Annotated in this window: 15 protein-coding genes, 1 tRNA gene and 1 CRISPR repeat array; of the genes, 7 read left to right on the top strand and 9 right to left on the bottom strand. The window is 73.5% G+C overall.

Going from position 1 to position 20,433, the window contains the following annotated elements; all coding sequences use genetic code 11:
* The 5 genes from casA to ACWDD9_RS28220 are packed head-to-tail and all read left to right on the top strand — an operon-like array spanning position 1 to position 4,756.
* The gene (gene casA, locus ACWDD9_RS28240; RefSeq protein ID WP_449813065.1) at positions 1–1,569 is read left to right on the top strand and encodes a type I-E CRISPR-associated protein Cse1/CasA; all 1,569 of its coding nucleotides are present in this window, start codon (positions 1–3) and stop codon (positions 1,567–1,569) included.
* Positions 1,566–2,111 (top strand): type I-E CRISPR-associated protein Cse2/CasB, encoded by a 546-nt coding sequence (gene casB / locus ACWDD9_RS28235; protein ID WP_449813064.1) that lies wholly within the window; start codon positions 1,566–1,568, stop codon positions 2,109–2,111. The genes casA and casB overlap by 4 nt, the downstream gene beginning before the upstream one ends.
* A complete protein-coding gene (gene cas7e, locus ACWDD9_RS28230) occupies positions 2,104–3,333 on the top strand; it encodes a type I-E CRISPR-associated protein Cas7/Cse4/CasC (RefSeq protein ID WP_449813063.1) in 1,230 nt (409 codons plus the stop codon). Before casB ends, cas7e begins: the two co-directional genes overlap by 8 nt.
* Positions 3,330–4,094 carry a type I-E CRISPR-associated protein Cas5/CasD gene (gene cas5e, locus ACWDD9_RS28225; protein WP_449813062.1) on the top strand — a complete coding sequence of 255 codons (765 nt, stop codon included), beginning with the start codon at positions 3,330–3,332 and terminating at the stop codon, positions 4,092–4,094. Before cas7e ends, cas5e begins: the two co-directional genes overlap by 4 nt.
* Complete coding sequence (locus ACWDD9_RS28220; protein WP_449813061.1) at positions 4,091–4,756, top strand: type I-E CRISPR-associated protein Cas6/Cse3/CasE; 666 nt, start codon at positions 4,091–4,093, stop codon at positions 4,754–4,756. Before cas5e ends, ACWDD9_RS28220 begins: the two co-directional genes overlap by 4 nt.
* 72 nt (positions 4,757–4,828) lie before the next feature.
* A CRISPR array of direct repeats spans positions 4,829–5,648; the repeat unit is 28 nt; unit sequence ATCCGCCCCGCGCGGCCGGGGGTGTGCC.
* Between the two features lie 2,573 nt (positions 5,649–8,221).
* Here the strand turns inward: ACWDD9_RS28220 and ACWDD9_RS28215 are convergent.
* The 6 genes from ACWDD9_RS28215 to ACWDD9_RS28190 all read right to left on the bottom strand — a co-directional run bounded on the left by ACWDD9_RS28215 (position 8,222) and on the right by ACWDD9_RS28190 (position 13,817).
* Positions 8,222–8,295, bottom strand: a tRNA-Pro gene (locus ACWDD9_RS28215).
* A 137-nt stretch (positions 8,296–8,432) separates the two neighbouring features.
* Positions 8,433–9,794 carry an MFS transporter gene (locus ACWDD9_RS28210; protein ID WP_449813060.1) on the bottom strand — a complete coding sequence of 454 codons (1,362 nt, stop codon included), beginning with the start codon at positions 9,792–9,794 and terminating at the stop codon, positions 8,433–8,435.
* A gap of 115 nt (positions 9,795–9,909) precedes the next feature.
* Positions 9,910–10,701 carry a DUF1684 domain-containing protein gene (locus ACWDD9_RS28205; protein WP_449813059.1) on the bottom strand — a complete coding sequence of 264 codons (792 nt, stop codon included), beginning with the start codon at positions 10,699–10,701 and terminating at the stop codon, positions 9,910–9,912.
* A gap of 179 nt (positions 10,702–10,880) precedes the next feature.
* Positions 10,881–11,750 carry an acyl-CoA thioesterase gene (locus ACWDD9_RS28200; protein ID WP_117490115.1) on the bottom strand — a complete coding sequence of 290 codons (870 nt, stop codon included), beginning with the start codon at positions 11,748–11,750 and terminating at the stop codon, positions 10,881–10,883.
* 187 nt (positions 11,751–11,937) lie between these two features.
* Positions 11,938–12,627 (bottom strand): alpha-ketoglutarate-dependent dioxygenase AlkB family protein, encoded by a 690-nt coding sequence (locus tag ACWDD9_RS28195; RefSeq protein ID WP_449813171.1) that lies wholly within the window; start codon positions 12,625–12,627, stop codon positions 11,938–11,940.
* Between the two features lie 356 nt (positions 12,628–12,983).
* Positions 12,984–13,817, bottom strand: coding sequence for a transglycosylase family protein (locus ACWDD9_RS28190; protein WP_449813058.1), 834 nt, complete (start codon positions 13,815–13,817; stop codon positions 12,984–12,986).
* Between the two features lie 591 nt (positions 13,818–14,408).
* Here ACWDD9_RS28190 and ACWDD9_RS28185 point away from each other — a divergent pair.
* On the top strand, positions 14,409–15,263 hold the full coding sequence (locus ACWDD9_RS28185) for a hypothetical protein (RefSeq protein WP_449813057.1): 855 nt from the start codon (positions 14,409–14,411) through the stop codon (positions 15,261–15,263).
* Between the two features lie 280 nt (positions 15,264–15,543).
* The gene (locus ACWDD9_RS28180; RefSeq protein WP_449813056.1) at positions 15,544–16,362 is read left to right on the top strand and encodes a hypothetical protein; all 819 of its coding nucleotides are present in this window, start codon (positions 15,544–15,546) and stop codon (positions 16,360–16,362) included.
* 138 nt (positions 16,363–16,500) lie between these two features.
* Here ACWDD9_RS28180 and der read toward each other — a convergent pair whose 3' ends face one another.
* The 3 genes from der to ACWDD9_RS28165 form a co-directional block, all read right to left on the bottom strand.
* Positions 16,501–17,955, bottom strand: coding sequence for a ribosome biogenesis GTPase Der (gene der / locus ACWDD9_RS28175; protein ID WP_049658414.1), 1,455 nt, complete (start codon positions 17,953–17,955; stop codon positions 16,501–16,503).
* Positions 17,956–18,186: 231 nt separating this feature from the next.
* Positions 18,187–18,900: a (d)CMP kinase gene (cmk, locus tag ACWDD9_RS28170; protein WP_049658412.1), complete on the bottom strand. Its 714-nt coding sequence runs from the start codon at positions 18,898–18,900 to the stop codon at positions 18,187–18,189.
* 226 nt (positions 18,901–19,126) lie between these two features.
* Positions 19,127–20,212, bottom strand: coding sequence for a prephenate dehydrogenase (locus ACWDD9_RS28165; RefSeq protein ID WP_449813055.1), 1,086 nt, complete (start codon positions 20,210–20,212; stop codon positions 19,127–19,129).
* Between the last annotated feature and the right edge of the window lie 221 nt (positions 20,213–20,433).

The raw sequence follows: 20,433 nt of genomic DNA, 5'->3' as shown, positions 1-20,433 counted from the left end.
ATGAACGCCCCGGCCGACGACTTCGACCTGGCACACGGGGCCTGGATCGACTGCCGGTACCGCGACGGCACCACCCGCCGCACCGGCCTGTACGAGATGCTCTCCGACGCGTCCGCGATCGCGGACCTCACCCTGCCCTATCCGATCGCCTACGGCGCCCTCTACCGGGTCGCGACGGCCATCACCTACCGCGTCACCGGCCTGGACCACCTGCGCACCGGCGAAACCGCCGCCGGCTGGTACCGGCGCCGCAACGCCTGCTTCTCCACCGGCTTCGACCAGCGCGCCGTCGACCGGTACTTCCACAAGCACGCCGCCCACCTGCGCCTCTACCACCGGCGCCGCCCGTTCCTCCAGGACCCGCGGCTGGCCGAGGAGTGCCCCCACACTTCAGGCATCGGCAAGCTGGTGATCGGACGCCCCGCCGGCAACGCCAGACCATGGTTCTCCGACACCGCGAGCCAGCGCCACGCAGCCCCGGTGCCCTCCGGCGAAGCGGCGCTGCAGACCTTGATGTGGGCCTACTACGGAAGCGGCGGGGCCCTGAGCACCCGGTCCCACGGCGAAGTGAGCGCGCACGCCGGCTGCATGGCCGCCGTGCTGCGCGGCACCGTCGGCTACCACCCGATCGGCCCTGACCTGCACACCACGCTCCTGGCCCACCTGACCCCGCCCGGCATCGACGGCGACCAGAGCGACCTCGCGCCCTGGGAGAACCCGTCGCCCGCCGACCCGACCCGGCCTCCCCCCTCCCCCACGGGCCCGGTCTCCCTGCTCACCGCCCGCACCCGGCACGCGATCCTTCTCGTGCCGAGCGCCGACGGCCGGTCCGCCGTCGACTGGTACCTGACCTGGGGAGCGCGCAACCCGCCGCACAAGCCCGGCAGGGAGGCGAGCGGGCACACCGAGCCGTTCCCCGACCCCTTCCTGTCCTACCAGCGCTCCCGCGAGAGCGGCGCCCCCTCCTCCGCGGTGAGGGGAAACGGCGGCCGCCAGCTGTTCCGTGACCTGGAGGTCCTGCTCCACGACCCTGCCACCGAGGCGCAACGGGCACCGCGCGCACCGACCCGCCCCCTGGTCCTGGCCTCCTGCGACCAGATCCCCGACGAGGTCGTGGACACCCTGCGGCTGCGCGTGGTCGGCGCCGAGCAGGATCGCGAGAAGAGCAACGACCACCAGTGGTGGACTACCACCACGCCACCGCTGCTCACCCACACCGCCGCGCGCGACCCGGAAGGCGCCCAGCGCATCAGCGACGCCGTCCACGAAGCCGACCTCGCCGAATGGCACCTCGACAACGCCCTGGCCGCGGCCTTCGACGACCGCCCCGCCGACGCGCGGGCCCGCAGGGCACGCATCGCCCAGCGGTTCTGGCCCCGCGCCGACACCATCTTCTGGAATCTCTATGACACCGGCCGGCTCGACGACGCCACGCGCCGCATGCGCGTGGCCGCGCTGGACGCCTTCGACCAGCTCACCGCCGACCTCGCCCGCAACCCTTCGGCCGGCGAGCGCATCGCCCGAGCCCGCGCCCGCCTCCCCCTTCCCCCGAGGAAGGCCACGCCATGACCACCACCACGCCCACAGCGCGCCGCACCCGCGCCGCAAAGTTCGTCGACCACATCGCACACGCCATCGTCACCGACCCCGCCGCCCACCGGGCACTGGCCAGCGGGCTCGGCCCCTGGCCCAACCAGCAGCCCCCAGGCCCAATGCACCAGTACGTCGCTCCCTGGCTGCCCCCGAACCTGCATCCGCGCCGCCAGCGCGCCTACTACACCGTCGCTGCCCTGATGAGCAGTGCGAACCGCTCCGGCACCGGCTCGCGGACCAGCATCGGCACAGCCCTGGGGCACGCCTCGACCCACATGTCCCCCGCCACCACGAGGCACCAGCTGAACCGGCTCGTCCGGCCGAACCCCGACGGCCCGTACGAGGACCTGCGCGGCGCTGTGCGCCTCACCGACAACGCGGGTGTCCCGCTCGACTGGGCCCGCCTGCTCGCCGAGCTGGACAGCTGGTACTTCGACGGCCCCCGCACCTGCACCACCTGGCAACAGGACTACTTCCGCACACTCGCGCGCCACGAGAGAAGTGACGATCATGACTGACACTCCTGTGCCCGCAACCTTCCTCGACATCCACGTCCTGCAGACCATCCCACTGTCCGGGCTGAACCTGGACGGCGACGGCTGCCCGAAGTCCGTCGTCCTCGGCGGAGCGACCCGCGGCCGCATCAGCGCCTATTCCAAGAAGCGCCCCGTACGACTGCACATCGAGGAAGTTCTCCCCGACCAGGCGTCCGCACGCACCCGCCGCCTCGTCCACGAAGTCCGTGACCTGCTGATCGGCGAAGAAGGCTGGAGCGAGGAACTCGCGACGTTCACCGCACTCGACGTCTTCACCGCCGCGAGCGGCGGCCAGATGTCCCTGGGCAGCTCCGCCGACGACATCCAGGCGAAGGACCCTCTGGCCACCGCCGCACTCATCTACACCCCCACCACCACGGCCCACCGCATGGCGGCCACCGCCGCCCGCCGCAAGCACGACTACGAGATCGCTCTCAAGGAAGCCGAAGCCGGCACCGCGAAGCCCCGGAGCGGCCGAGCCTCGAAGAAGAAGGACACGGAACAGGAGGAAGGCGGTACCGTCACCGCCCCGGCCGACCTCGAAGGACTGCTCGCCGGCACCAACGCCTCGATCGCCCTGCTCGGCCGGACCCTCATGGAGATCGACGGCGCCGAACGCGACGCCTGCGTCCAGGTCGCCTCCGCCTTCACCACCCACGAAGCCAACATCGAGATCGACTTCTTCGTCGCGGTCGACGACTACGCCGCCAGGACCCAGGGCGTGCCCAGCGTCGGCCTGATCGGCGACCAGCGCCTCGTCGCCGGCACGTTCTACATGTTCTCCACCATCGCCGTGCGGTCCTTCGCCGACGCCATCGACAACGACCTCGCCCTCGCACGCGCGGTCTGCCACGCCTACATCGACGGGTTCATCCACACCCTGCCGAAGACCGGCCAGACCAGTTCAGCCGCCTGGACCCTGCCCGACCTCGTCCACCTCGCCGTACGCACCGACCGGCCCGTCAACCTCTCCACCGCCTTCGACACCCCCGTCACCGGCCGCCAAGGCCACGCCGCACCCTCCATCGCGCGCCTGTCCGACTACGCGAACACCATCCAGCGCCTGACCGCCGGCCGCGGCCTGCTCCACTCCGTCCACGCCTACACCGGCACCACCCAACTCCCCGGACTCGGCACCCGCGTCGACACCTTCGACCAGGCCATCGAGTCCGCCCTCGACGCCGCCTTCAAGAACACGCCATGAGCACCCGTCAGGCCCTCGTCCTGCGCCTCACCGCACCCATGCAGTCCTGGGGGGTCCGCGGAGGCTTCACCGACTACCGCGACACCGCCTCCCACCCCACCCGCTCCGGCGTGCTCGGCTTCCTGGGCGCCGCCCTGGGCCAACCCCGCGACGAAGCCCCCGGGCCGCTCGCCGACCTCGACGTCGCCGTCCGCGTCGACCGACCCGGCAACCCCATGGAGGACTACCACACCATCGGCGGCCAGAGCCCCACCGAGGTCGTCCCCTGCGCGGACGGCGGACGACGCGCCGGAGCCGTCATCACCCACCGCGCCTACCTCGCCGACGCCGCCTTCACCGTCGTCCTCACCGGCCCGGCCTCCCTCCTACGCAAGGCCTCCGACGCCCTCGACCACCCAGTCCACCCGCCGTATCTCGGACGCCGCGCCTGCCCCCCGGCCGCGCCCTACAACCTCGGCATCCAGCACGGCAGCGTCACCCACATCCTCAAAACCGTCCCCCTCGATCAAGAACCCCCACGCGCCGGCGAGCCCGTGACCGTCGACGTCATCACCACCATCGCCCCCGGCGACCCACGCGCCACCCACACCCTCAACGACGACCCCCAAGGCGCCCGCCACTTCGCCGAACGAACCGTCGCACGCTCCACCCTCACCCTGCCCGCCGCACTCTGCACCGGCCGCGACGCCACCACCCGCTACACCCGGCTCCACGAATACCGCTACGGCCCCCAACCCAACCAGCGAGAGGCACGATCATGACCACCGCCCACCTCACCGAGATCCACCTCAACACCGCCTCCCGCGACGTCCAAGCCGACCTACGCCACGGCGGACTCGGATTCCACCGCCGCACCGAACGCCTCTTCCTGCCCGACGGCTACGTCGCCCCCAGAACCAGCAGCACCGGCCCCCGCCCCAGCCTCGGACTCCTCTGGCGCCTCGACACCACCCGCACCGGCCTGCGCCTCCTCATCCAGTCCACCGACCCACCCGACCTCACCACCCTCCCCGACCACTACGGCACCGCCCGCACCACCGAGCTCGGCCCCTACCTCGACCACCTCACCACCGGCCAACACGTCCACTACCGCCTCACCGCCAGCCCGGTCCACTGGGCCCGCGACAAGACCACCGGCAAACCCCTACGCAACCGCATCCCCTGCACCGGCCCCGACATCACCCACTGGTGGACCCGCCGCGCCCCCGACCTCGGCCTCGACCCCTACACCACCACCACGTTCCAACTCACCCCCGTCACCGGCGTCGCCGACCACAACCCCCACATGCGCCTACCCCTCACCCGCTACGACGGCCTCGCCACCATCACCGACCCCACCCACCTCCGCGCCGCCATCCTCCACGGCATCGGACGCTCCAAAGCCTTCGGCGCCGGCCTCCTCACCCTCGCCCCACCCAACTGACCAAGACACCCAGCTCCTTGACAACTGAACAAAAAGACGCCAGGCCGCCCGCAACACCGCAGCTCACGAAGGGTCCGCCCCGCGCGGCCGGGGGTGTGCCTGCGCCTCACGACTTTGGAAAGTTTGTCGCATTGTCCGCCCCGCGCGGCCGGGGGTGTGCCCCCGTCCCAGTCCCGGATCGACCCGTCCGCCGTGTCCGCCCCGCGCGGCCGGGGGTGTGCCCCGTCGGTGCCGACCTCGGCCACGAGACCATGAGTCCGCCCCGCGCGGCCGGGGGTGTGCCTTTGAGGTCGATGATGTCGACCAGCCAGCCGTTATCCGCCCCGCGCGGCCGGGGGTGTGCCGCCCGACTCGACGGCGACGGCAAGGTCGCAGGAATCCGCCCCGCGCGGCCGGGGGTGTGCCCCTCCGCCGGGGCCTGTTTCCGTCTCCGGCCTGATCCGCCCCGCGCGGCCGGGGGTGTGCCCCGGCGGACGGTGCAGGCGGACCGGGCTCATCGATCCGCCCCGCGCGGCCGGGGGTGTGCCCGTGGTTTCTCCTTCTCCTCAGGTGAGTTGGGATCCGCCCCGCGCGGCCGGGGGTGTGCCCGCGCGGAGGGGGCCCCGCAGCGACGCGCGGAGATCCGCCCCGCGCGGCCGGGGGTGTGCCCCGCCCGCTGAAGCAGCACGCGGACACCGCGGCATCCGCCCCGCGCGGCCGGGGGTGTGCCCTCCCTGCTCCCGACCTGCGCCGATGCGCCGACATCCGCCCCGCGCGGCCGGGGGTGTGCCCCGTGATCACCGGGTCCAAGACCGTCGCCCTGGATCCGCCCCGCGCGGCCGGGGGTGTGCCGGGGAGTTGCGCGGATGGCAGGCAAGCAGATAGATCCGCCCCGCGCGGCCGGGGGTGTGCCCGCGTCGTAGACGGACCCCCGGCCCACCAGGACATCCGCCCCGCGCGGCCGGGGTGTGCCTTCCCCTTGAGGTCCGTCGCATTCGGCTGCGTCATCCGCCCCGCGCGGCCGGGGGTGTGCCCTGGACATGGTGCTGCCCGCCTTGTCCTTGGCGATCCGCCCCGCGCGGCCGGGGGTGTGCCGGCGGCCCAGCCGGCCCAGCCGCTGACGCCGTTATCCGCCCTGCGCGGCCGGGGGTGTGCCCTCGGCGACCACGCGGAGATCGGCCTTGACGAGATCCGCCCCGCGCGGCCGGGGGTGTGCCTGTGCCGGGAACAGCCTTCCGTGGCCACTCGGAATCCGCCCCGCGCGGCCGGGGGTGTGCCTGAGGCCGGTCAGTCGGCGAAGTGCCCGCGCCCATCCGCCCCGCGCGGCCGGGGGTGTGCCGGCCGCCGAATTCCTGGAAGCCCACCCGGCCCAGTCCGCCCCGCGCGGCCGGGGGTGTGCCGATGGCCCAGTTCGTCACGCTCAGGGAGCGCAAGTCCGCCCCGCGCGGCCGGGGGTGTGCCGATGGCCCAGTTCGTCACGCTCAGGGAGCGCAAGTCCGCCCCGCGCGGCCGGGGGTGTGCCCTGCCCGAGCGGAGCGAGCACCCCGCCCCAGTGGTCCGCCCCGCGCGGCCGGGGGTGTGCCCCGCACCACCCACGCCCTGCGCCCCACCTCCTGATCCGCCCCGCGCGGCCGGGGGTGTGCCCCGCACCACCACCACATCCCCCGACGGGGTATCCGCGCCGCGCGGCGGGGAGTGTGCCCCCATGTGCAGTCAACGTGAACTTCGAGGCACTATCCGCCCCGCGCGGCCGGGGGTGTGCCCTCCACAGAGAGTCAATCGAGATAGACCCCGAGGTTCGCCCCGCGCGGCCGGGGGTGTGCCGACGTCGAGACCCGTGGTTTCCGTGTCCAGGGCATCCGCCCCGCGCGGCCGGGGGTGTGCCGACGTCGAGACCCGTGGTTTCCGTGTCCAGGGCATCCGCCCCGCGCGGCCGGGGGTGTGCCCGCCTTGTAGCCAGTGGGTATGGTCTTGCCCTCGCCCGCCCCGCCCGGCCGGGGGTGTGCCCGACTCTGGCCGGAATGGGGCACCGACCACACTGTCCGCCCCGTTCGGCCGAGGGCGTGCCGTGGACGAAGCCGTAGACCAGCAGCGCGGCGAAGTCCGCCCTGCGGCCGGGGGTGTGCCGGCGCTGCGCGAGCTCCTCAAGGTCCAGGACTTGGCCCGCCCCGCACGGCCGGGGGTGTGCCCTTGGACGGCTCGATCTACCGAGGTTCGCGGGTGTCCGCCCCGCGCGGCCGGGGGTGTACCGCCGGTCGCCCCGCAGCGGCGCTTCCTCCGCTGGTCCGCCCCGCGCGGCCGGGGTGTGCCCGACATCCAGGCGTACTCGTGCGCCTTCGGCTGGTCCGCCCCGCGCGGCCGGGGGTGTGCCCTGAGTTCCGTACCCGTTTATGGTGTCCAAAAGGTCTGCCCCGCCCGGCCGGGGGTGTGTCGTGGTTCCCGGGGAAGGTCATGAGCCTGATCCAGTCCGCCCCGCAGCCGGGAATGTGCCCGCCAAGCGCTACCAGGACGACATGCCGGCGGAGTCCGTCCCGCGCGCTCGGGGTGTGCCGGCGCCGGATGTGGAGTGCATGCCGCAGGCCCGGCCAGCCCGCGCGGCCGGGGGTGTACCAGCGATGTGCCGGGTGATGGCTGCGATCAGGTAACCGCCCCACGCCTCCGGGACGTGCCGAGTCGGAAGGAGCCACACGGTGACCACGACCAGTTCGCCCCGATCAACCGGGGGTGCACCCCAACCCACGCCGTCCCGCTAGCACGGGACTTCGTCCGCCCCGCGCGGCCGGGGGTGTGTCCATCGAGCTCGACATGGTCGTCCTCATGATCCGGTCCGCCCCGCTCGGCCGGGGGTGTGCCCTTGTTCTCCATCAGCGACGCGTGGTCGTAGATAGTCGCCCCGCGCGGCCGGGGGTGTGCTCAGAGCCTAGGCCACGGCAAGCAGCAGCTCGCAGTCCTCATGCAGCCAGGAATGTGCCTAGCCGACAGCCGGTGAGCGCATCGCCTACCTGTCCGCCCCGCGCGGCGACGGTGTGTCTCCTCCTGGTCGTCGGCTGCTTCTCCCACCCGCACCGCCTCGGCGACAATCACTGTGCGTAGATGATCACGGGTAGCAGGAAGAGCCCGGGCTGGCGCGCGGACGCGTCCAGGAGGAGCCGCGAGACGCCTCCGACGCAAGGTCACGAAATCGTCTGACGTCTTGACAGATTCAAAGGCGGTCGCTCAACTGCCCGAAAATATGGCTGGATTGCGCCATGAGGTATCGAAAAGCCATTGGTAACGATTCGGCATCTGTCACCGTAGGTAGTCAATTTCGGGGCCGGAAACGCCCCCTAGGGGGGCTCACCCCCCAGATTCGACCACTTTGGGGCCGCCTGGTCCCCACCCGGTCCCCAAGCGTATACGAACGAATGCTCGCCGAATCTGATGCCACGTCACGCAAAAGGCCGTTGACCTGGGCATTAGCCCGGCCAACGGCCTTTCCGACTCACGTCGGGACGACAGGATTTGAACCTGCGACCCCTTGACCCCCAGTCAAGTGCGCTACCAAGCTGCGCCACGTCCCGTGGTCTCGGTGCCTGCAGCGGGGCCTGGGGGGCTCTGCTGTGGGCTTCTCGACCTTGTCTCCGGTTGTCCCGGCGACGTGGAAAACAATACAGCACGTCGGGGGGTGCTCGCTGCCAGGTTCGGGGGGTGGGGTGGGTCAGGGGGTGGGGTGGCGGGCGTCGTAGGTGAGGAAGGCGGGGCGGCGGGCGGCGAGGAGGAGGACGGCGGCGACGCAGGCGAGGCCGCCGGTGATCACGGAGGTGGCGGGGTTGGTGAGGGCGGCGACGGTGCCGGACTCGAAGTCGCCGAGGCGGGGGCCGCCGGCGACGACCACGATGAAGATGCCCTGGAGGCGGCCGCGCATCTCGTCCGGGGCCGCGACCTGCATCATCGTGTTGCGGAAGATCATGCTGACGGTGTCGGCGCAGCCCGCGACCGCGAGCAGCAGGAGGCCGAGCCAGAGGTTGTGGAGGGCGCCGAAGGCCGCGATGGCCAGGCCCCAGGCGGCGACGGCGGCGAGGACGGCGACGCCCTGGCGGTGGACGCGGCCGACCCAGCCGGAGAAGAGCGCGCCGATCAGGGCGCCGACGGCCGGGGCGGAGACCAGCAGGCCGACGGTGCCGGCGTCGCCGCCGTAGAAGGTGACCGCGATGGCCGGGAAGAGGGCGCGCGGCATGCCGAAGACCATCGCGGCCAGGTCGGCGAGGAAGCTGGTGCGCAGGTTGGGCTGCTCGCGCAGGAAGCGGAGGCCGTCGAGGACGGAGGCGCGGCCCTTGCGCTCGCCGAGCGGCCGCATGGCGGGCAGGCGCCACATCGCGTAGAGGGTGCCGGTGAAGGCGACGGTGTCGACCAGGTAGGCGGCCTGGGATCCGTAGGCGCCGATGAGGACGCCGCCGAGCATCGGGCCGACGGTGAGGCCGAGGTTCATGCTGACGGTGTTCAGGGCGTTCGCCGCCGGGAGCTGGTGGCTGGGCACCAGGCGGGGGATCATCGCGGAGCGGGCGGGCGAGCTGATCGCGAAGAAGCCGGCCTGGACGGCGACGGCGGCGTACAGGACGGCGACCAGGCCGAGGCCGGCCAGCGCCTGCGCGGCCAGGGCGGCGGAGACGACCGCCAGACCGGCCGAGCCGAGCAGGCCCAGCCGGCGCCGGTCGACGGTGTCGGCGATCGCGCCGCCGTAGAGGCCGAAGGCGACCAGCGGGACGAGGGAGAAGATGCCGACCAGGCCGGTCGCGAAGGCGGAGCCGGTCAGGTCGTAGACCTGGACGGAGACGGCGACGGCCGTCATCTGCTGGCCTATGGAGGAGACGGCCTGCCCGGCCCAGACCCGGCGGTAGTCGGGGTGGTCGCGCAGCGGGCTGAGGTCGGCGAAGGCCCGCCGGTACCAGGGGGAGCCGGCGGCTGCCTCCGGCCCGGGTCCGTCCCCTACCCCGGGTCCGTCCCCCGGTCCGGGTTCCGGTTCGGGTTCGGGATCAGCGGCGGAGGGCACGGAGGACGGGCCGGGCGCGGGGGACGGCATGGAATGTTGATTGTTCGACATAGTCCCTCATGCTCCGCTCCGCCCCCGGACGTCCCCGCACCGGGGCCGCCCCAGCGAAGCCCGCGACGCCCCGCCCCCGCCCGCGAGGCCCCCGCTACCGGCTCAGCACCTGCCTCTCCCCCGCCTCCACCGCGAAGTCCAGCCGGTTGCCCGGCGGCGGGAACGGGCAGATGAAGTGGTCCGAGAAGGCGCACGGCGGCAGGTAGGCCCGGTTGAGGTCGAGGACCGTACGACCCTCGGCGTCGGGCGCGGGCAGGGTGATGAAGCGGAAGCGGTAGGTGTCGATGCCGCTGGTCGTGTCCGCGATCACGCCGCTGAGCCGATCGCCCGACCGGCTGACGGTCAGGGTGCGGTGCTCGCCCGCCACCGTGAAGGCGATCTGCCCGGAGACGGCCAGCGGCCGCTCCCGGCCGTCGGCGTTCGGGACGACGACCGACCGGGCGCCGTCGTCCTCGAACGGGGTGAAGACGGCGGGCACGGCCCACTCGGGCGCGTACGGGAAGGCGGAGATGCCCGCGAACGCCGTCCGACGGGGTGCGGCCGGGTCGAAGACCCGCAGGGCCAGCTCGCCCTCGCGCTCGATCGGGACGAGCAGCAGGCCTCCCAGGACGGCGGTGTCGGCGGCCGGGTCGCTGTCCGGGCGCAGCAGCGCCTCGCCGTCCACCGGTGCGTCGGCGCCGTCGACCGTGATGCCGTCGGACGCCGCCGCCCGGACCCGGACACCCTCGGCGTCGGCCCACCAGCGCCCGGGCAGGCCGGGGATCTCGGCGGGCTCGGGCTCCAGCCAGTGCGTGCCGGTGAGTGCGAGCTGGCCGTGCTGCGCGCTCACCGACGCCGCCCGGCCGTCACTCCAGTGCTTCCAGTCCTCCGCGGCCGTCTCCGTCATCGGTCCACCCTCCCGGTCGGTCCGTGGACGGCCCGCTGTTCGGGCCGCCCGTCCTCCGTCATCCACAACACCGTCCGCGCGGACGGATCATTCCCGTCGGCCCGATGTCGCCGAAACCGCAACACGGCGGCAACGCGCCGACACCGGGCACAACATGGGGCACCACTCCGGCCACACACCTACCCCTCGCGGCGCTTCAGCGGACGGAACAGCCCCTCCTGCACCACGGACACCACCAGCCGGCCGTGCCGGTCGAAGATCTGCCCGCGGGCCAGGCCGCGCGCGCCGTGCGCGATCGGGGACTCCTGCTGGTACAGCAGCCAGTCGTCCGCCCGGAACGGCTGGTGGAACCACATCGCGTGGTCGAGCGAGGCCATGTCGAAGCTCCGCTCGCCCCACAGCGGCTCGACCGGGGCGCGGACGGCGTCCAGCAGCGTCATGTCGCTGGCGTAGGTGAGGGCGCAGACGTGGATCAGCGGGTCGTCCGGCAGCGGGCCGTTGGTGCGCAGCCAGACGCCGCTGCGCGCCTCGACGCCCTCCAGCTCCTCCTTCGTCCAGCGCAGCCGGTCGACGTAGCGGATGTCGAAGGGCTGGCGGCGGCTGATGAACGGGGGCAGCTCGCCGAGCCGGGAGCCGACCTCGTCCAGGGCGCTGGGCAGGTCCTCGGGGGCGGCGACGGGCGGCATCGGGTACTGGTGCTCGATGCCGGCCTCCTCGGGTCTGTGGAAGTCGGCGGTGAGGGCGAAGATCGACCGGCCGCCCTGGATGCCGAGCACCCGACGGGTGGTGAAGGACCGGCCGTCACGGATCCGGTCGACCTGGTAGACGATCGGCACGCCGGGGACCCCGGGGCGCAGGAAGTAGGCGTGCAGCGAGTGGACCGGGCGCTCGTCGTCCACCGTGCGCCCCGCCGCGACCAGCGCCTGCCCGGCGACCTGGCCGCCGAACGTCCGTTGCAGCGCCTCCTCGGGGCTGCGCCCACGGAAGATGTTGAGTTCGATCTGCTCAAGGTCGAGCAGATCGACAAGGTCGTCGACGGGGGTACCCATGGGCACGTTTCCTCTCCGGACTCCGAACAATTCTCCAGCTCAATCGAATCCTTTGGCGACCCGGGTCATTCCCGCGCAGCGGTCCGGAACGCCCAGTTCACTCGAACGAGTAGGCGAGCCGACGAGCAGGTGACGGACGGGACGGCCCGGTCGGCCAGGAGGCCCCCACCGGCCGCACGACCTCCGGTTACGCCCCCAGCCCCGACTCCCGCACCGTGATGTTGAGCCGCCCGAGCAGCCCCAGCGCCGGATCGGCCGTCCCCGGCAGCGTCCGCACCACCCCGTGGTACGCGAACCGGGCCGGGCCGCCGAACACCAGCAGGTCGCCGCTGCGCAGCTCCAGGTCCGTCCACGGCCGGGTCCTGGTCTCGGTGTTCCCCAGCCGGAAGACGCAGCCGTCGCCCAGCGAGAGCGAGACCACCGGCGCGTCCGCCCGCTCGTCGCGGTCCTGGTGGAGGCCCATCTTCGCGCCGTGCGCGTAGTGGTTGACGATCGCGATGTCCGGCGCGTACGACGCCGCCCCCGCGACCTCCCCCAGCGCGGCCCCGTACGCCTCGGCGACGGCCCTGCGCGCCAGGTCCCCGAGCAGCCGCGGGAACGGCTTGACGGGCGCGCCGTCCTCGGCGACCTCCCGGTAGCCGTACGGGTACCAGTGCAGGCCGAGGCTCACCATCCGGACGGACATCATCCCGCCGGTGGGCATCCGCACGGCGTGCAGACCGGCCGTCGGGCGGGCCCACTCCCGACAGGCGGCGACCAGGCGCCGCTGCGCGTCGAGGTCCAGCCAGCCGGGCAGCAGGACGGCGCCGGGGGCCGGCTCGGAGCGCTCGCGCGCGCCCGGGGACCCGCCCGGATCACCGAACAGCTCGCCCTGGATCACCCCACCATCCTCCCGCACCGCGCCCACCCGGGCCCAGCCCCGCGCCCAGCCCGGCCGCCGCCGACGGCGGGCACACTCCCGCGCGCCCCCGACTCCCGCCCGCGGGAACGCCGACGGCCGCTCCCCCGGCCGGCGGAGGAACCCGCGCGGCGGAGAAGCGGCCGTGAAAGCCGTGCACATCGGTACGCACATCCGTACGTCGACACACCGACAGCCGACGCACCGACAGATCGGCGCATGAACAGATCAGCACATCGGCACCCGGTCGGGCACCGGCACGGTGAGCCCCGGGCAGCCGACGCCGACCGCGCACGGGGCCTCACGTGCTCGAGGAGGCCTCAGCTGGGCAGACCTCAGATGCTGAGGGTCTGGCCCGGGAAGATCAGGTCCGGGTTGCCACCGATGACCTTGGCGTTGTTCTGGTACAGGTCGTGCCAGTCCAGGCCCTGCGCGGCGGCGATGGAGCTCAGGGTGTCACCGGCCTTGACGGTGTAGTCGCCCTTGTTGGCCGGCTTGGCGTCGTTCGAGCGGTTCCAGGACTTGGCGCCCTGGTCGGCCTTCGGCGCGGACTTCTGGGCGTCGGCCTTCGGGGCGGCAGCCTTCGGCGCGGCAGCCTTCGGCGCGGCGGCGTCGTTCTTCGGCGCGGCCTGAGCCTTCGGCGCGGCCTGGGCCTTGGGCGCGGCCTTCGGGGCCTCGGCCGGCTTGGCGGCGGGCTTCGGGGTCTGCGCCGACTTGGCGGCGGTCGAGCCGGCGGCGGAGCCCGCCGAGGTGTCGACGGCGGCCGGGGCGCCGCCCTTGGTCAGGCCGGCCTTGACGGAGCAGACGGGCCAGGCGCCCGGGCCCTGCGAGGCGAGGACCTTCTCCGCGACGGCGATCTGCTGCGCCTTGGTGGCCTGGTTGGCCTGCGACGCGTAGGCGGTGCCACCGAACGCGGCCCAGGTGCTGGAGGTGAACTGCAGACCGCCGTAGAAACCGTTGCCGGTGTTGATGGCCCAGTTGCCGCCGCTCTCGCACTGGGCGACGGCGTCCCAGGTGGAGACGGAGGCGGCGGAGGCCGAGGTGGCCGTGACGAGGCCGGCCACCGGCAGGGCCGCGACAGCGGCGCCCGCCACGACAGCCATCCGAACGCGGTTGCGCTTGGTGGCGGTGGAGGTGGTGGCAGCGGCGGTCTCGTTACGGAAGGTCATGAGGTTCCTCTCGACAGCCCCGGGCGGGCATGCGGAACCAGACCCCGGGAAGGGCCGTGATCACTCGCTGCGTCCGTCGGGCGGCCGGGCACGTGTCGGACGTGCCGCTTGCCGCCCCGGCCACCCAGCCGCTCGCCGACGACGTGTTCGAGCGATCGCGTCGGCGGGCACCTGCCACGCCCGGCGGACCGGGGGGCTGTGCGTCGGGGGTGAACCCGGGTGGCGCTCGTTGCGCCGTCCAAGAAGCTACGAGCCGGTCGACGGGGAATCCAAAACTTCGACGGTCTGCCCAGCTCAGCCAAGGGTTACCGGCGGTAACGACCATGCAATCATGCCCGAATTGTCCGCTTTAACCGTCGATTCCTAGATCAAACATCCGGACTCCGTGACTCACCTCACTGTTTGATTCCGGCAGTCCCGGCACCGACATCGACAGATTGCGACCACGAGAACACGCGGTGCGGTCGGATCCGAGGCAATTCACGTCAGCCTCCAGGGGCACCCGTGACGCCTGACACAAGGGCCCGTTGGGCATGGCGACCTCTCCGTGTCCGCCCCAGCACCCCATCCACACCCATCCGAGGAGACCCTGTGCCGCGCATGCTCGACGTCAGCGACGAGGTCCGGTCCGAGATCGGCGACGACGAAGCCGACCGCCTGCTAGGTGGTGACCGCGCCCCCGACGGCTACGAGTGCACCTCCTGCCGGACCCCCGGCGACACGCACGTGGAGCCCACCAGCACCGTGCTGTTCGTCGGCGACGAGACCGCCGTCCTCGCCTTCGCACACGCCCGCTGCATCCCCTCCCAGGTCGTCCCGGTCTCCGAGGAGCAGCTGGCGGGCGCCGTCCGCAGCATCAGCCAGACCCAACCCGGCGGCCCGGACCTCGCCGTCCCCGCCGCCGCGCCGAGCGCCCCCGCGCCGGCCCCGGCCGCGCCCGTCGGCCCGGCCCCGACCCAGCCGGCCGCCCCCGGCCAGGCCGCCATCCTCGGCATCACCTGCGGGCTGGTCCTGCACGGCAAGGTCGGGCACGCCTCGCTGGTGGTCGAGCCGACCGGACCAGTCGGCCGCCCCGGCAGCACCTCGGGCGAGGACGAGTTCCTCGACCTGCTCCAGGACGCCGGCTTCCAGCCCGTCACCGACCTCGACGAGACCCCGGACCAGCTGCCCGGCTGGTCCGTCCTGGTCGCGATGGGCAAGCTGCACGCGATCCTCCAGCCCGCCGCGGCCGGCGGCAGCACCGGCTGGTGGCAGGCGCACCAGCCGCTCCAGGTCACCGACGCCTGGCGGATGGCCGCGAGCCAGCTCTCCGAGGTGACGATGTACGCCGTGCCGGCCGGCATGGTCGGCCGGCAGCCCCGCGAGGACCTGCTGCGCCAGGCGCTGGAACGGGCGGTGGCGCTGGGCCAGGTGGTCGCCGCCTCCCTCCCGCTCGCCGGCACCTGATCCGGCTCCGCGCCCCGACCCGCCGGACGGCCGCCTCCCACCCCACGGCAGCCGTCCGGCGGGCGCACGCCCGCGACACCCAGCCGCGCGCCATGCCCGGGAACACCCCGCCACACCCCGCCCGCGCCCTGCGCTCCCCGCTTCACTCCGCCGTGCCCGCGCCCGCCCTGGCGTGCCCACACCCCGCCCGGCGCGCGCACCCGTTGCGCACTCCGGCGTGTAGGCGCACCCCCGCCCCCAGGGCCCGCATCCCCCGCCCCTCTCGCTCGTTGGCCCCTACGTGTACAGCTACGACGTCTCCGCGTCCCCCGGCCGGTCCGCCAGCGCCTCGCGCTCGATCCCGGGCATGCGCCCCTCGTACGACGCCGAGCACCCGCACTCCGCGACGCCGATCTACGACGAGCTGTACTCCGAGTTCCGGCGCCTCTTCCGCGCCCTGCCCGGTGACCGCTCGAACGAGGAGGACCTGAAGTTCACCGGCTTCGCGGTCCGCGACAGCTACCCGCTGCACGGCGAGCAGCGCCCGTACCCGCCCCAGCAGCAGACCTTCCACACCCTCCCGGGCCAGACGCCGGGCCTCCCCCAGTTCATGCCGGGCTCCCAGCACCACGGCTCCGGCCCCACCGGCGGCCAGCAGCACAGCCACAGCGGGGGCCACACCGGCGGCCACGCCACTCCCCACAGCAACTCCCACACCGGCAACCACACCGGCGGAGGCCACCCCGGCACGCACGCCGGAAGCCACACCGGCCGTCACACCAGCAGCGCCCACCCCGGCACCCACAGCACTGGCCACCACCACGGCCACCACCCCGAGTCCCCCACCGGCGACAACCTCGGCCCCGCCGCCCCGGCCCCCGTCCAGGACCAACCCGCCATCCCCACCGCCCAGTTCACCGACGGTCAGGGCTGGGTCGCGGCCGGCTACCTGGGCGCGGCTCCGCACCCGATGCCGGTGCCCGCGCCCGCACCGCCGGCGCCGCCCGCGCCCTCCCCGGTGATGGGTACGGCCACCGGTCTGGCCCCCGCGCCGTCCAGCGGCGGCCGCCACCGCCAGATGCTCTCCCTCCCCCCGGGCCCCACCATCGACCACCGCTGACACCCGGCCCGCACCCCGGACCGGCCCCGACCGGGAAACCCACCCCGGACACGCCGGAGGGCCCCGCCACCACCGTGGCGAGGCCCTCCGGCCGTCGGTCGGCGGACCGACCGGTCCTACCGACTGCTGCTGCTCCTACTACTTCTTCTTGCGCTTCTCCCGGACCCGCACCGAGATCGAGATCGGCGTCCCGACGAACCCGAACTCCTCGCGCAGCCGGCGCTCGATGAAGCGCCGGTAGCCGGCCTCCAGGAAGCCCGAGGCGAACAGCACGAAGCGCGGCGGACGGGTGCCCGCCTGGGTGCCGAACAGGACACGCGGCTGCTTGCCGCCGCGGATCGGGTGCGGGTGGGCGGCGACCAGCTCGCCGAGGAAGGCGTTCAGGCGCGCGGTCGGGATGCGGGTCTCCCAGCCCTCCAGCGCGGTCTCGATCGCCGGGACGAGCTTCTCCATGTGCCGGCCGGTCTTGGCCGAGACGTTGACCCGCGGGGCCCACTGCACCTGGACGAGGTCGCGCTCGATCTCGCGCTCCAGGTAGTAGCGGCGCTCCTCGTCGAGCTGGTCCCACTTGTTGTAGGCGACGACGACGGCGCGCCCGGCCTCGACTGCCATCGAGATGATCCGGGTGTCCTGCTCGGCGAGGGTCTCGCTGGCGTCGATCAGGACGACCGCGACCTCGGCCTTCTCCAGCGCGGAGGAGGTGCGCAGCGAGGCGTAGAAGTCGGCGCCGGCGGTCAGGTGGACCCGGCGGCGGATACCGGCGGTGTCCACGAACTTCCAGGTCTTGCCGCCGAGGTCGATCATCTCGTCGACCGGGTCGCGGGTGGTGCCGGCCAGCTCGTTGACGACGACCCGCTCCTCGCCGGCGACCTTGTTCAGCAGGCTGGACTTGCCGACGTTGGGCCGGCCGATCAGCGCGATGCGGCGCGGGCCGCCGGGGGCGGCGTCGCCGAAGGTCTGCGGCGGGGCCTCGGGCAGCGCGTCCATGACGGCGTCCAGCAGGTCGCCGGAGCCGCGGCCGTGCAGGGCGGAGACCGGGTACGGCTCGCCCAGGCCCAGCGACCACAGGTAGGCGGCCTCGGCCTCGGTGGAGGGGCCGTCGACCTTGTTGGCGCACAGGACGGTCGGCTTGCCGGCCCGGCGGATGATCTTGATCAGGGCCTCGTCGGTGTCGGTGGCGCCGACCTTGGCGTCCACCACGAACAGCACCGCGTCGGCCTGCTCGATGCCGAGCTCGGCCTGGGCGGCCACCATGGCGTCGATGCCGAGGACGTCGATCTCCCAGCCGCCGGTGTCGACCACCTTGAAGCGGCGGCCGTTCCAGCTGGCCTCGTACGTGACCCGGTCGCGGGTGACGCCCGGCTTGTCCTCGACGACGGCCTCGCGGCGGCCGATGATGCGGTTCACCAGGGTCGACTTGCCGACGTTCGGGCGGCCGACCACGGCCAGCACCGGCAGCCGGACGTGCGCGCCGCCGTCCTCGGCGTCGAAGCCGTCGAGGTCGATGCCCTCCTCGGCCGCGAGGGCCATGAACTCGGCGTAGTCGGCGGCGTCCAGCCCGCCGTGATCGGCGGTGTCGTGCTCTGCGGTCATGTTCGTCTGTTCCGTTTCCCGGCCCGGCCCTTCCCAGGGGCGTGCCGTGCGTACCTGCCCCGCTCGGGGCAGCGCGATGGTTTCCGCCGCGGCGCCTCGACGGCCCGCGGTTCGTTCAGTGGGTCGGACCGGCCTCCACGGCCGCTCCGGTACCCGGTCGATCAGCGCCGGTCCGATGTCCGGTCGGCCGATCAGCCGATCAGTCGGTCGGACCATCGGCCGATCGGTCGGTCAGACCGACGACAGCCCGGCCCGCTCCTCCACCAGCCCGGCGATCCGGTCGATCACCTGCTCCAGGGTGAGCTCGCTGGTGTCCACCAGCACCGCGTCCGCGGCCTGGGCCAGCGGGGCCGTCTCCCGCGAGGAGTCGGCGGCGTCGCGGCGCGCGAGGTCGGCGGCCATCGCGGTGATGGTCGCCTCGTCCACGCCCTTGGCCCGCAGCTCGGCCGCCCGGCGCGCGGCCCGGGCCTCCACGGAGGCGGTCAGGAAGACCTTGACGGTGGCCTGCGGGAACACCACGGTCCCCATGTCCCGGCCCTCGGCGACGATGCCGCGCTCGGCGACCTCGGCGCAGCCGCGCTGCAAGTCCACCAGTCGGGACCGTACGGCCGGCACCGCGGACACGGCGCTGACCTTGGCGGTCACCTCGGGGCCGCGGATCGGGCCGGACACGTCCTGGCCGTCCACCGTGATGGTGGGGCCGTCGGCATCCGTCCCCGACACGATGACGGGCTTGCCGCACGCGACGGCCACCGCCTCCGGGTCCTCGACGTCGACCTCGTTGACCAGCATCCACCAGGTCATCGCCCGGTACATGGCGCCGGTGTCCAGGAAGCTCAGGCCCAGCCGGGCGGCGACCGCCCGCGAGACGGTCGACTTGCCGGAGCCGGAAGGTCCGTCGATGGCGACGACGACCGGGGCGTGCGCTCGGTCGGCAGTGTCCACGGGCGAACCTCTCTCTGAGCATGGGAGCCGGAGCCTGGGCAGGCGGACGGCCGGGGATGTCTCCCTCAAGGTTAATGGACCGCCGCCGTGACCCGCTCCGCCGCCGGTCGGCCGACCTCCGGGCCCGGGACCAGGCCCGAGACCAAGCCCGAAACCAGGCCCGACCGCCAGGCCCCTCCGGCCCGCCCCGACCGGCCCCGCACCTCAGCCCCGCACGCCCCGCACCTCAGTCCCGTACGCTCCAGCCGCTCGCCCGCAGCGCCTTGGTCAGCCGCTTCACCGCCGTCGGCGCCACCGACAGCTGGACGAAGCCGACCTGCTGCCCGGTCGAGTGCTCGATGACGACGTCCTCGATGTTGACCCCGGCCTCGCCGACCTCCCCGAACAGCCGGCCCAGCTCGCCCGGCTGGTCGCCCAGCACGACCGCCAGGGTCTCGTAGCGGGTGGGCGGCGCGCCGTGCTTGCCGGGAATGCGGGCCTGGCCGGTGTTGCCGCGCCGCATGACCGCCTCGATCCCGGCCGCGCCCACCCGCCGCTCGCCCTCCTCGGCGGCCTGCATGGCGCGCAGCGCGGTGACGGTCTCGCCGAGGTCGCGGGCGACCCCCTCCAGCACGTCGGCGACGGCGCCGGCGTTGGCGGAGAGGATGTCGACCCACATGCCGGGGTTGGAGGCGGCGATCCTGGTGACGTCGCGCACGCCCTGGCCGGAGAGCCTTATGGCGGTCTCGTCGGCGTTCTCCAGGCGGGCCGCGACCAGCGAGGAGACCAGCTGCGGGGCGTGCGAGACCAGGGCGACCGCCCGGTCGTGCTCGGCGGCGTCCATCACGATCGGCACCGCGCCGCAGAGCGCGACCAGCTCCAGCGCGGCGTTGAGCGTCTCGGTGTCGGTGTCCGCGGTCGGGGTGAGCACCCAGGGGCGGCCCTCGAAGATGTCGGCGCGGGCGGCCAGCGGGCCGGAGCGCTCGCGGCCGGCCATCGGGTGACTACCGATGTAGTGGACGGTGTCGCAGCCGAGCTCGGCGACCTCGCTGCCCGGGCCGGCCTTCACGCTGGCGACGTCGGTGTACCAGTGGGCCAGGTTGCGGCGCTGGCAGTCGGCGAGCACCTTGCCGACCAGCGCGGGCGGCACGGCGATGATCGCCAGGTCCACCGGGCCGTCGACCGGGTCGGTGATGCCCGCGCCGAGCGACTCGGCGGTGCGGGCCGCGTCCGGGTCGGCGTCCTCCAGGTGGACGGTCAGCCCGCGAGCGGTCAGGGCGAGCGCGGCGGAGGTGCCGATCAGTCCGGTGCCGACGACGACGGCAGTGCGCATGGCGGGTCGCTCTCCTCATCACGATTCTCGACAGGTGCCGGAACCGTCCGGGAGCACCCGCGCCCCATCCTCCCTCATCCGCCCCGCCCAAGTCCCCACCCGCCACCCGGCAACCACGGGGGCGGCCCCGGCAGCTTCCGGCACCGGCAACCGCGACGCGCCCGCCCCCGTCCCACACAGTGCACGCGCCGCACCCGGAAATCCTGCGACGTCCGCCCCGA

The organism is Kitasatospora sp. NPDC001119, assembly GCF_053598475.1.
The sequence above is the reverse complement of the archived record's forward strand: the minus strand, read 5'-3'. Positions and strand labels throughout refer to the sequence as shown.

Bases quoted from the DNA above. Each gene is read 5' to 3' on its own strand.
- ACWDD9_RS28200 (WP_117490115.1), bottom strand. From the start codon at position 11,750: ATGGGTACCCCCGTCGACGACCTTGTCGATCTGCTCGACCTTGAGCAG.
- casA (WP_449813065.1), top strand. From the start codon at position 1: ATGAACGCCCCGGCCGACGACTTCGACCTGGCACACGGGGCCTGGATC.
- casB (WP_449813064.1), top strand. From the start codon at position 1,566: ATGACCACCACCACGCCCACAGCGCGCCGCACCCGCGCCGCAAAGTTC.
- der (WP_049658414.1), bottom strand. From the start codon at position 17,955: ATGACCGCAGAGCACGACACCGCCGATCACGGCGGGCTGGACGCCGCC.
- ACWDD9_RS28220 (WP_449813061.1), top strand. From the start codon at position 4,091: ATGACCACCGCCCACCTCACCGAGATCCACCTCAACACCGCCTCCCGC.
- ACWDD9_RS28205 (WP_449813059.1), bottom strand. From the start codon at position 10,701: ATGACGGAGACGGCCGCGGAGGACTGGAAGCACTGGAGTGACGGCCGG.
- cas7e (WP_449813063.1), top strand. From the start codon at position 2,104: ATGACTGACACTCCTGTGCCCGCAACCTTCCTCGACATCCACGTCCTG.
- cas5e (WP_449813062.1), top strand. From the start codon at position 3,330: ATGAGCACCCGTCAGGCCCTCGTCCTGCGCCTCACCGCACCCATGCAG.
- ACWDD9_RS28165 (WP_449813055.1), bottom strand. From the start codon at position 20,212: ATGCGCACTGCCGTCGTCGTCGGCACCGGACTGATCGGCACCTCCGCC.
- ACWDD9_RS28210 (WP_449813060.1), bottom strand. From the start codon at position 9,794: ATGCCGTCCCCCGCGCCCGGCCCGTCCTCCGTGCCCTCCGCCGCTGAT.
- ACWDD9_RS28190 (WP_449813058.1), bottom strand. From the start codon at position 13,817: ATGACCTTCCGTAACGAGACCGCCGCTGCCACCACCTCCACCGCCACC.